This window comes from Acinetobacter sp. WCHA39 (assembly GCF_002165385.1).
In the GTDB taxonomy this organism is placed as follows: domain Bacteria; phylum Pseudomonadota; class Gammaproteobacteria; order Pseudomonadales; family Moraxellaceae; genus Acinetobacter.
This window is the reverse complement of record NZ_NHRP01000052.1, coordinates 1-11,939: the sequence shown is the minus strand read 5'-3', so window position 1 is coordinate 11,939 and position 11,939 is coordinate 1. Positions and strand designations below refer to the sequence as shown.

The 11,939-nt window shown below is 35.3% G+C and carries 9 protein-coding genes; all 9 read right to left on the bottom strand.

The genetic code is table 11. The features are described 5' to 3' along the window. Positions 1-88 precede the first annotated feature (88 nt). The gene (locus CDG56_RS15870; RefSeq protein ID WP_087548403.1) at positions 89-637 is read right to left on the bottom strand and encodes a DUF1566 domain-containing protein; all 549 of its coding nucleotides are present in this window, start codon (positions 635-637) and stop codon (positions 89-91) included. A 15-nt stretch (positions 638-652) separates the two neighbouring features. Next, complete coding sequence (locus CDG56_RS15865) at positions 653-1,393, bottom strand: DUF1566 domain-containing protein (protein ID WP_087548402.1); 741 nt, start codon at positions 1,391-1,393, stop codon at positions 653-655. A 15-nt stretch (positions 1,394-1,408) separates the two neighbouring features. After that, positions 1,409-2,092, bottom strand: coding sequence for a DUF1566 domain-containing protein (locus CDG56_RS15860; protein WP_087548401.1), 684 nt, complete (start codon positions 2,090-2,092; stop codon positions 1,409-1,411). A gap of 14 nt (positions 2,093-2,106) precedes the next feature. Further along, the gene (locus CDG56_RS15855; protein WP_171295176.1) at positions 2,107-4,020 is read right to left on the bottom strand and encodes a DUF1566 domain-containing protein; all 1,914 of its coding nucleotides are present in this window, start codon (positions 4,018-4,020) and stop codon (positions 2,107-2,109) included. A 71-nt stretch (positions 4,021-4,091) separates the two neighbouring features. Beyond that, positions 4,092-6,281 (bottom strand): dynamin family protein, encoded by a 2,190-nt coding sequence (locus CDG56_RS15850; RefSeq protein WP_087548399.1) that lies wholly within the window; start codon positions 6,279-6,281, stop codon positions 4,092-4,094. Positions 6,282-6,300: 19 nt separating this feature from the next. Continuing rightward, the gene (locus tag CDG56_RS15845) at positions 6,301-8,628 is read right to left on the bottom strand and encodes a dynamin family protein (RefSeq protein WP_171295175.1); all 2,328 of its coding nucleotides are present in this window, start codon (positions 8,626-8,628) and stop codon (positions 6,301-6,303) included. Positions 8,629-8,644: 16 nt separating this feature from the next. Next, entirely contained in the window at positions 8,645-8,824 is a 180-nt protein-coding gene (locus tag CDG56_RS15840; RefSeq protein ID WP_087548397.1) for a hypothetical protein, read from the bottom strand. Between the two features lie 10 nt (positions 8,825-8,834). Next, a complete protein-coding gene (locus CDG56_RS15835; protein WP_087548396.1) occupies positions 8,835-9,737 on the bottom strand; it encodes a helix-turn-helix transcriptional regulator in 903 nt (300 codons plus the stop codon). Between the two features lie 329 nt (positions 9,738-10,066). Continuing rightward, positions 10,067-11,827, bottom strand: coding sequence for an alkaline phosphatase D family protein (locus tag CDG56_RS15830; RefSeq protein ID WP_087548395.1), 1,761 nt, complete (start codon positions 11,825-11,827; stop codon positions 10,067-10,069). Between the last annotated feature and the right edge of the window lie 112 nt (positions 11,828-11,939).

The window sequence follows — 11,939 nt, the reverse complement described above, 5'->3', positions numbered from 1 at the left end:
CTTGAACTGTGTTTCAGAAAGCTTCTTTGAATCGATGTATTTCATCCGCAGATTATGCATGAATGCCAAGAAATCTGGAGTGCAAATATCAACCAAAAAGAAGATCATTTTTTGATTTATGAAAGAGATCTTTTAACTCTCCATTTTTATTCATACTTGCAAGTTTTTTAAGTTCATCTTTTGTTGGCAACCTCCAATCTTTAAATCCTGCTAAATCAAATTGTTGGCATAATTTCTTAGCATCATCCCAACTTGTATTTATAGCATTCCCATGACAACTTCCATTTCTCCAGTTCTGTCCAATATTAATTCTCGACCACATTAAACCTGTACTTTGATCTATCCAGACACCCTCTTTTTCTCCTACTGTTTGACTTGTATTTATTGTAATGTTAGGTTTTAAGTCACTTTTATGTTCATCTATCTGTTTTTCTATTTTTACTTTAGGCTGTAAAATATCTATAATTGTTTGATATTGTCCTATAATTTTAGCTTCCAAACTTTCTATTTTTTGGTTTTGCTGCTCTAACTGTGATTGTAAAGCAGTAAAAGACTGATTTATTTGTAATAAATAACGGTCTGTAATTTCTGCTTGTTCTGTATTTTTAAAAAATATTGATAATTCAGATAAATCCATTTCCTTGGCTCCCAATTAAACATTACGTACTAGTCGAACTAAGTATTTATTGTATGTCTTGGTTTGATGTATAGAGGCATTTTTTTCAAAATCAACAACATAAACATAGCCTTTTAAGTTCGATTCATAAGCAGTATTTGACCAAAAATTCCATTTAATATTTTTTTGTGGCATAAACAATACATTCTGTAACGTACCGAGGCGATTCATCTTAAATAGAGTCTTTAATTCTTTTTCAGTTGGTAATCTCCAATCATTGAAGTTTTCCAAATTAAATTCTTTACATAGCTTATTGGCTTGATTCCATGATATTTGTTTAGCATGTCCTGAACATTGCTGGTTTTCCCATTTCTGCCCCAGACAAATACGAGACCACATCAGATTTGTACTTTGATCTATCCACACAGACTTATTTTCTTTTATTTCTGCTTGCTTTAATTTTGATTTTTCCAGTTGATCTTGCTGTAAAAACTGAATAATTTGATAGGATATTTGTTCTAAATCCATATTTTTTAAAAAATATGAGTATAAATGATCTATTTTTTTAATATGTATATCTTGTTGATATTCTAACTGAGCTTTTAAAGATATAATTTCTGATTTTAAATCATCTATTTTCTGATTCTGTATATCTTGCTGAACCATTAACAGATTTTTTAAAAATTCAAAATTTTGTGTTGCATCCAACAAATAATGTTCTGTAATTTCTGCCTGCTCTGCACTCTTAAAAAATAGTGAAAGTTCTGATATATTCACTGAATTCCCCTCTAACTAAATATTACGAACAGGTCGAACATAATTTTGATAATATCTTTCTTCAGATGATAAGTTTGCATGAAAGAAATCAACTACATAGTAATATAAACTAGACTCACCACTTTCCTCTGTATCTAAAGTACTTGACCAATAATTATGTAAAATATCTTCTAATAAGCTTTCTTTATATGAATTTGCAAGTGCTAACAATTCTTCTTTTGTTGGTAATCTCCAATCATTAAATCCTGCTAAATCAAATTTTTGACATGCTTTTTTAGCCTTGTTCCATTTCATATCTTTAGCTGCACCATAACATTTTTTATCTTCCCATATTTGTCCAATACTAATTCTTGACCACATTAAACCAGTATTCATATCTACCCAAACACCTGAATCATTTTTAACAACTTGTTTGTTAGACTTTAAAGCATCTATTACTTTCTGATGATGCACAGTTATTTTATTTTCTAAATGTTCTAATTTTTCATTAAAACCACTCAAAATCATCTCTTTACTTTGTAATAGTATTGTAGATTCTAAATGCTCTATTTTCTCATTTTGAATATGTAAAGCTTTGGTATTTTCTTCTAATTGTCGTTGTAAATGAGAAAAATATTCTGTCACATCAAATAAATAAGCATCAACAACTTCTGTTTGTTCCACACTTTTAAAAAATATTGATAATTCAGATAAGTTCATAATCACTTTATTCCTTAATGATGACGAACTAAACGCACATAAGACTTGGCATTATCTTTACGACTCATTAAAGATTGGCCTTTATTAAAGTTTACAGACCATGCAAACTCTTCATTTTCCAAATCAGATGTACTTGACCAATAACGCCCCCAAACATTTTCTTGTGGTTGAGATAAAGTTTGTTCTGAACAAGTATAACCCTCGCTTTCTAAAATTAACGTTTTGAGCTCATCCAATGTTGGTAATCGCCAGTTATTAAATCCTGCTAAAGTTACATTTTGAGCAGCTTGCTGTGCCTGTTGCCAATTCATCAGACTGGCTTGCCCCATACACTGATTATTTTGCCAGATCTGCCCCATACTGATTTTAGCCCACATCAGACCTGTTTTTGTATCCAGCCATGTGCTTCCATCATCGATCTGGACTGGATGATGAGCTAAACTTTGATGCTGATAATGATCACAATACCGACTTTGTAAAATCGAAAGTTTTAATAGCGTTGCAATAAATTGATCTAAAGCCAAATGTTGCATATTATTTTTTACTGTTTTGAGTAAAAGCTGAAATGATGCAATTTGTGGATGTTGCAAAGAGAATGTTATATATATAGCATCTAATTGTTGTTTTAAATATACTTGTAAATCTACTACGTTCTCATCTACTTGCTGAATAGAAGATTGCATGGTCACAATAAAATCTTGTATAGGTTGATAAATCTTTTTAAGTTCAACAAGCCAATATTCGTTCCACCATACAGATAATGGATGATGTTCAGGTAAATTGACAAATTGGTGAAATAAAGATAATTCCTCAGCATTCTGAATATTTAATTGTTTAAACCACCGCTCAGTTAAACGTTGTTGTATTTCTGCTTTAGATAGACCTTTTAAACGGGTCATATTCATATTTTGAATAAACTGACCATCAATACAAAAGTTCGGAATTAAATTTTCAATTTTGGCAGTCACATCAAAATGTTGTAATAAATATGAACGAATATCCCAATCCTGTTGCCAATTTAAAATTTGTTGACTATAAGAAGTATTAAACTCAAATTTCTCATGATTTAATGGTTTTAATAAGTCTGACCAGAAATTTTGTCTAAATTGAATGAGTTCTTTTTCTGACATTTCAGCAAAATCAAAAGCATTGATCTTTAATAATAAATCATCCGTTTGAAAACCTAAATCTTGCCATGCAGTTTCAATTCGTTGCTGCATACGATTGATCAAACGTTGTTGGCTATCTGATTGACAATGCGTAATAATAACCTGTAAATGTGATTTTTTCTCTACAAACTGTAGTTGTGCTTCTCCTAAAGCTTCAAGGAAATTATTTAAATGTGCTTGATTTAATTCGCCATCTAAACGATTGGCATGACACACATAGACTATTGCTAAATTATGTTCCCCAACTAAAAATTTTCTAGCGTCTTGCTCCGCTAAATCATCATCCCCTGAATTCCAGCCTGGAGTATCAATTAAAAACATCTTTGTAGGATGATCGCCCTCATAATAACCATCCCCTTGACTTAAAATAAATAAAGGCTCTTGAATCAATAAACGTAGACGATGGGTCTCAGGATCATATAAGCTCACTTGTTCTCGTGTAGGAAATTCCTTTAGTTCTTCCAAAATTTTGGCTTCATCCATATCTTCAGGTTTTTCAATCAAAAATAATTGATCTTGCTCACCATAACTAATTTCAAGTTGTAATTTAGTTTGAGCTTCCTGTGAGCTAATGGGTAAAAAAGGTTCTGGAATCTTATCTTTTAAAATTTCACGAATCACTCGAGTTTTACCTGCTGAAAACTCTCCAACAACCCGTATCGTCAATACCCCATCTTCAATTTTAGGTGTAACCTGATCAAGTTGTTGGGCAAAATGGTAAATACTCTGTACAACTAATTGTGTTTTTACAAAATCCATATCTTTCATCATCTATTGTCAGTCAATCCATATACCTTGATATCATCACATCAAGGTATATGACTAAAGAATTACAGTACATCAAGTACCGCTTGCAACTGTCGTTGTTCCTGCTGTAACTGTTGCAGATACTGTACTTTTTTTTCTGGTAACTGATCAATCTGTTGTTGTAATTGCACAACTTCATCCAGACGGGTTGCCAATTGACTATCAATCACATCACTCCAATAACCTTTCAGGTATTGGTAGATATAGTTTTGTATCCCTTGTAACTGCTTTTCAAATTGTTGTAACCACTGACGCAATGCACGAGCTTGATAGTTTTGCACCATTTGCTGTTGTTGGTATTGCTGATCTTGAATAGCTTGTTCAAGCTGTTGTGACAACTCTTGTTGTAAGCGATTAATTTTTTGCTCAATATCCTGAACTTCCTTTTGTTTTTGCTGTAAAGCAAAGCCTGCCAATTTATGTTGGCTGATCATCTCCTGTTTGCGCTCCGCTTCCTGTGTTAATTGTTGGATATGCTGATTTAATTGTTGTACCTGTGCATCCACTTCAGCCTGAGCTTCAGCGTCAGGTACATAAATCACTTGGGAGGGTTCATTAAAAAATCCACCTATTTTTTCTGACCATGTTGCAATCGATAAAAGGTTTAAGGCACTCATTTGTGGTGGCAATATCTGTTCTACAGTGCTTTTAGTCACTTTTACTGTTTTTTGTACAGTCTGAACCGCTTTCAGTGCTTTCGTCCCTAAACCAATAGCTTTCCCTGCTTTGAGGACGGCGGTTGAAGGCATTAGAATCAATGCCCAATCAAGCATCTCACCGATTTTACGCCCCATTTCTGAACCTGAATTGTCATAAATCCTTTGTTCGTACACCGGAATCGGGCTATTTAATACTTCTTGACGATTTTGTAATAACTCCTCAATCGTATGTTCAAGTTGCTGTAATTCTGCTTGAGATACATCAGCAGTATCCAGTGGTGTTATCCCTTGTTGTTCATCCTGTTTACTTAACAGTTGGTGTTTTAGCTGATTTAGCTGAGCAACTTGTAAAAAGTCCTGACTATTGATAGGTTCTAAATCAGGTAAACGTAAATTTAAATCCGTAATCGTCTGTTCTGGTAAGTTAATTTCACCAAATTTACTCATCATCTGCTGTACAGCCTGAATTGCATGAGCAACTTCTAAGCGGACAATTTGTGAACCCTGATTGATATACTGCTGCCACTGTTCAGCATCTACATTTATTGCTTGTAATTGCTGTTGCAAATCCTGTTTTTTCTGTTGAATCAATTGCTCAAGTTGCTGTTGTAAAGTGGTACTTTCCTGTTCCTGCTGTTGATACAGCTTTTGTTTAATCTCTATTAACTGATCGCGTTGATTCAATAGCTGTTGATGTAATTGTTGTGCCTGTTGTTCGCTCAGTTCTGCATTGGCTTGTTGTTGCTGTTGGTTATAGCCTAACGCATTTTCTAATTGTGGACGTAATTCTGCCAAAAAACGCTGAATACGGATTTCCTGTAATTGCTGTTTAGCATTGGCAATAAAATCTAAAATTTTTTCATGGTTTAAACCACGATAATGCGTTGGAATCAAAGTACCTTGATAGCCTGTTCGTTCTTGAATCTGTTGTTGCCATTGTTGTAAATTTGGTGCTTTTTCACCAAATGTAATCGCTTGTTCAATCTCATCCCAACGATTGATTACAATCAGAACATGCTTGCCATAGGATTGAATCAATTGAATAGCATCAAGATCGGCTGCAGATACTCCACGAGGTGCAACCAAATATAAAATGGCATCCGACTGCTGGATTTGAGCAATGGTGTAGGCGTGATTCTGTTCAGAAATCGACCCGAGTCCAGGTAAATCAATAATGATGACATCTTTTAACCAAGCCTGATTTATTCCCAAAACAGCACATTTTGCCTGTTCAGGTGCTTGTGTCGTCACTTGATCGAATTGATCACGCTGGATAAGTTCAATTGAACTATCCTGATTAACCAATTGTAATGTGGTTTGATGTGCATATTGAATTAAAGTTGGCAAAGCTGTGGCTTCTTCTTGTGCAGTATGCAGCCATTGTTCATTGAGTAAACAATTGAGTAGGCTACTTTTTCCAACTGAAAATGCCCCAACCAATGCCAAACGTAAAGGCTGTGCTTGCCCAAACATCGTGTCAAATTGTTGTTGTATTTCTTCTCGTTGTACACTAGGCAGTTGCTGAATCACAGTATTTAATTGTTGATATTTCATAATTTTATCCTAATTTTGCTTAAATACTACTTTGCAAGGCATCTTCTGTGCTGAACAATAACGCTCGTACTTCTATCAAACCTTGTTGTAATTCCATTTGACGTTGCTCAATCTGCTCTTTGCCTTGTGCAATCAATGCTTGAATATGTTGACGTTGAGCCAATTTCGCCTGTAGAGGTTCTGCCAACTGCTCTTGTACCTGTTGCTGTAAAAGTTTTAACTGTTCATTAAAAACATACTGAATATTTGGCTGTACTTGCGTTTTTAACTTACGAATTACTTTGTCTAATTCGCCTGATGTATTACGTACCAACTGTTGATATGTATTTTCAATGATATGCTGTTTAGTTGCCTGAGCCTTTTGTTCCATCTGTTGGCGTTTACGTTCAAATTTGGCAACATCTTGTTCAAATTTACGTTGAGCCATTTCATCACTCATCCGCTTACGACCTTTATCTTGTTCTGCTTGTTGCAACTTTTCGATATAAGCTTTTTGATTTGAAAATTCTTGAGCTCTTTCCTGTTTTTCCTGTTCCCAAGCTTCGACATTGCTATAATCATCTTCTGTGACTCGAACCTCTTTCGTCATTCCAGCCCACCCAAAAATACCCCATCTTGGTACAGTTTTAGTCCGAGAAACCTGTTTAGGACTAGGACGACTACCTAGGCTATTTTTTGCCTGTTCTGCTCGTTTTAAGGCGTTATATGCATATTCTAATGCAGCAGGATCAGCACGATTACTCGCAATCTCAATTTTTAAACGATCAATTTCAGCCTGTCGCTGGCTGATTTCATCCTCTAATTGAGCTTGCTCTGCTTCATAGTGATAAAGTTCACTTAAATCCAGATCAAAGTTCAAATCTAAAGTTGGTAATTCAAATTGAATACCACTCACTTTTTGCTGCAATTGCCCTGCATGTTTTTCCAGAGCTTGAGCATAGTCTGCTCGTAAATCTGCCAGCATCGTGACAATATGTTGTTGATGCTCTTGCATCAAGTCAGTGATATGTTGGGCTACATCATCATATTGCTGCTGTAACTGTTTTGGTAACTGTATATTTTTCTTCGCTAAATTAATTTCTCGTTCAATGTATTGTGGTGTGACCTGTACATCAATGTCATCTTTTAAATCCACCAATGGCGTAATGAGTTTTTGTTCTAGCTCTTTAATCAAATCATCAGCAGCTCGGTCATGTTCACCTTTTGCCATACGGTTGGTCGTTGTCAGTTCAAGTTCTAAATTTTTAATTTCCTGATCTAACTTTTCACTGTCACGTTGTCTTTCCATCAAAGACTGATCAGAAGCTAATTGCTGTAGCTCTTCTTCCACACTTGCAATCAGGTTCTGTTGTACATCAGTTAAAGTTTTTAAAGGTTTTTTATAAATTTCCTCTAATGCTTCGCCAGATGACAACATTTCAGCAATACGAGCAGATAATTTACCAATATTGGATTTTTCTTTTCGATCATCTGTTGCCAGCCCCCAAATTGCGCTTACCCCAATCAAATTTTGATCCTGTGTCATCTGAGCAATTTTTTCCGCAGGTACATGACTTAAATTTTTAGTAAAATTATCTTTAATAGTCTGATATTTCTGCGCTTCACGTTGTTCTAAAGACAACTTTTGATCTTTATGATCTTGTGGTTCAATGACGGTGTCCCACATATTAATAACGGTTAGAAATTTATTAAAGTTACGCTGTACTGTGTCAGATAAAAATTTCCATTCTGTTGCATTCCCCCCCAATTGACTGGTGCTTTGTACCCAAATAGCAATATGCGCCTCATTAATTGCTCGTTTGGTAATCGCTTCATGATGTTTATTAATCGACTGTAATCCTGGAGTATCAATTAAGACCAACCCCTGTTCTAACAATGGATTTCCTGAAGCAAATACTTCAATAAAATCGACTTTCTCCCTTTCACCCTTATTGGTTTCATCCAGTTCAGTTCCCCATTTTTCTAAGGCATCGTCTTCTTCCCATGCAATATCTTCATACCCATCCTGACGATGAATACGAATAAATTGATTCTGCTCACTTTGAGGTAATTGACGTACAAAGGTATTAATTGCCGTTGTTGACTCCTGTGCGGCAATTAATAAACGGATATTCAATAAAGCATTAATTAAAGTCGATTTTCCCCGTGAGAACTCTCCAATCACGACTAACTTTACTTCACCACTTGAATCTAAGGATTTTTCAATCGCCTCAAACTTATCAATTACATGTGTTAATTCTTTTTGTCCAAACTGCTGAAATAAACGCTTAGTTTCCTGTAAATACTGACCTGCATCCTGAATTTTATCCTGACGTGCCTGTAATCCCTGTGTTAATAAAGTTTCCAAAAAATTTCTCCTATATTTAAATTTTGAAACAAGCAATGATCCAATCCACCACACTCGCTTGTCCTACATTCACCATTTCCACCCCACATGTCTTACATCGTGGAAAAAATGCAATTACGTCTCTCGAGGGAGCAAAGATATCTGTTGCTTTACATTGTGGACACTGCACTTTCATTGGCTTTGGTTTCCATGCCATTGTTATCCCCTTAACGTTCCAAATACCCTTTTAACCCAACTTCCAACTCATTCTGTAAATGTTCAGGACTAATAATTTCGACATGCGGAATCCAATACCTGACCAAAGGTAAAAGCTGCATGGCATGGCTAATTTTACTAGATACCAATATCCCACCATCTTCTAATGTCTTAACAAGCTCTTGCTCTGGTAAAAGTTGGCGTTGCATAAAATGCAATACCACATCGGCATGAACTTTTAGAATCACTTCACTTTTTTCCTGACCAAACCAAATACTATCCTCGTCTTCCAATTGTTTTAAAATATCTGGATTCGGTTCGAATGTTGAAAGCTCATGCTGTTGATAAGAACGGGCAATACGACTCACCCGATACGTCAGAAGTTTTCCTTTTCTGACGGCAGCCAAGTACCAACTGCCATGATGATGAATCAAACGGTAAGGTTCAACAACTCTAGGTTCACCATTATATAAAAAAGCAATTTGCTGATTTTTCTCAATTGCTTCTGAAAGCATTGCCAGTAATTTTTCAAGTTTACTTGCATCTTCATAGGCATAACCCTTTGCCTCATAAATTGCCTGTTCACGACCTTTGAATAATTTTTTTAAAGATGACGCTTTTACACTAGGATATAAACCTTGAATACCTGAAAGTTGCACAAAGTCATTAATATCTGCTTGCTTAAATCCAATGTTCGAACTTCCTCCAACAAGATAATATTTTTGTTCTTCATCTAGCTCTATTGAAAGATGGGCTGCTCTTAATCGATCAACATCTCGAGATAATGTACGCTCACTGATATTAAATTTTTTAGCTAACTCTTTTAAATCAAGCTTTTCACCATGATAAAGCATAACAACTAATGTGGCTAAACGCTCAGCCAATAGCCCACTTTTTTCAGAACTTCTTGCCATTCTTTACCCAATTCATTTTATTCTCTTCACATATGCATATTTTTCACACCCTTATGACAGGTTGTGTCATTCAAATTAATATCAAATATTTTTTATTAACTTTTATGAAATAAATCAGCATAAAATATACCGAACATTATAATTATTAATTTATTTAAGGTTTAAAATTATTAACATTTATTCAAATTATGACCTTTTATGCCAATAAATTACAATTACGTCAAATTATAACCAAGAAAGTAACATGCAAAAATTATTTTAATAAATGGTGTTAGAAAAACTAAAAAATAAATGGTTGATACGTGATATAACGAACCAACCAAGAACTCTTAAGCCACTTGCTGCCCTGCTTTCACTGGCAACAAATTCTTATCAAAACTGAGCTGATATTGTCTGGCTGTATCAATGCTATATTGAGATTTTTTGATTGAATCCACATAAACCCACTGTGACTGTACCTGAGTTTCATCAAACTGAACCATGAGATAACCTCGTTGGTTTAAGTTGCAATAGTTCAGCTCATCAATCAAGGTGGTAAATGCAAATTCAAACTGCTGTAGCTGAGCCAATGGAATATTTAAATATTTTTCCAGACCTGGTGAAGAAACTGAACTGGTTGCCAATTCCACACCTACAAATGCACCATCTTTACTATATAAATTAGAAGACCATGCATTATGGGTATCGCCTGCAAGTACAACGACTTTTTTATTTAATTGTGCCAAAGTGCCGTATAAAATTTCACGCTCAACAAAATAACCATCCCATGCATCTAAGTTATAAGGTGCAACGGTGAGGATACGAGCTTTTTCCTGACTGGTTAAGCTCGGATCACCTTGCTTTAAACGCATCTTTAAGGTGACTAGCTCAGTAATTTGCGTATTCATTTTATTTAAGGTGTCGGCAGTTGGATTGCCTGAAGTTATTTCAGCCAAAGAAAGTAACAACTCAGCAGGAATCAACATTTTCGCCATTAATATTTGTTGACCTAAAACATTCCATGTGGCTGTCGATTGCTGTAGTTTTCCAAGCAGCCAGTCCCGTTGGGTATACCCCATTAAAGTACGTGCAGGGTTGGTTAAGTCCGCTTGGAATTTTGCAGCATTCAAACCATTTGCGGTCATATAATCTACATAATCTAATTGCTGATCACGCGCGATAATACGTGTATCCAACATAGTAAGCTGAACGAGATTACCAAAATCAAACTGTCGATAAATCTTGATATGCTGATCATCAATTGGACGAATCGGCATCCATTCAAAATAAGCTTGCAATGCTGCCAATTTACGATCAAGGAAAGACCCTTCATTTGATTGATGATTCTCTGCTCCCTCTCGCCATGTGTCATTGGCTAACTCATGATCATCCCAAATCACAATAAAAGGATGGCGATGATGTAAAGCTTGTAAGTCTTTATCTTTACGATGTAAAGCATAGCGTTTGCGATAGTCATCCAGTTTAATAATTTCTTTATCATTATTCGCAGGAAGCGTACGCCCTAATTTCGCTGCATCTTCTGTCGCATAACCATCAGCGCCATATTCATAAATATAATCGCCTAGATGAATCACGACATCTACATTTTGTTTTGCCATTTCACGGTAAACATAAAAATAGCCTGCTGGATAATTAGAACACGAGCACACAGCAAAACTAACCTTTGATGTACTGGTCGGCAAGGTTTTAGTCTGACCTACTGGCGAAATTTTATCACCGAAAACAAAACGATAAAAATAGCTTTGATTTGGTTTTAATCCAATTGCATCTACCTTTACAGTAAAGTCTTGTGCAGCAGCGGTAGTGACTTTATCGGTTTTAATAATTTGCTTGAATTGCTGATCTAACGCAATTTCCCAAGTGACTTGCAACCGTGCACTGCTATCACTTGGTGTTAAGCGTGTCCACAAAATCACACTATCCTGTAGTGGATCACCGCTGGCAACGCCATGTTCAAAATTAACTTGTAATGTCGCTGTTTCTTGATCTGAACTGTCATTACATCCTGTAAATCCCGCAGATAAAGACAATGCCCCAAAACCGAATAAACTTTTTTGAATGAGTTCCCGTCGTGAAATTTTTGCTGTCATTTGGATAGCTACCTTAATTTTATTACTTTAAGTAATTAGGACTTACGCATTGACGAATTCAAAAAAGTACTAAAATACTTTATAAAGTATCTGTGATCAGACGAATTAAACA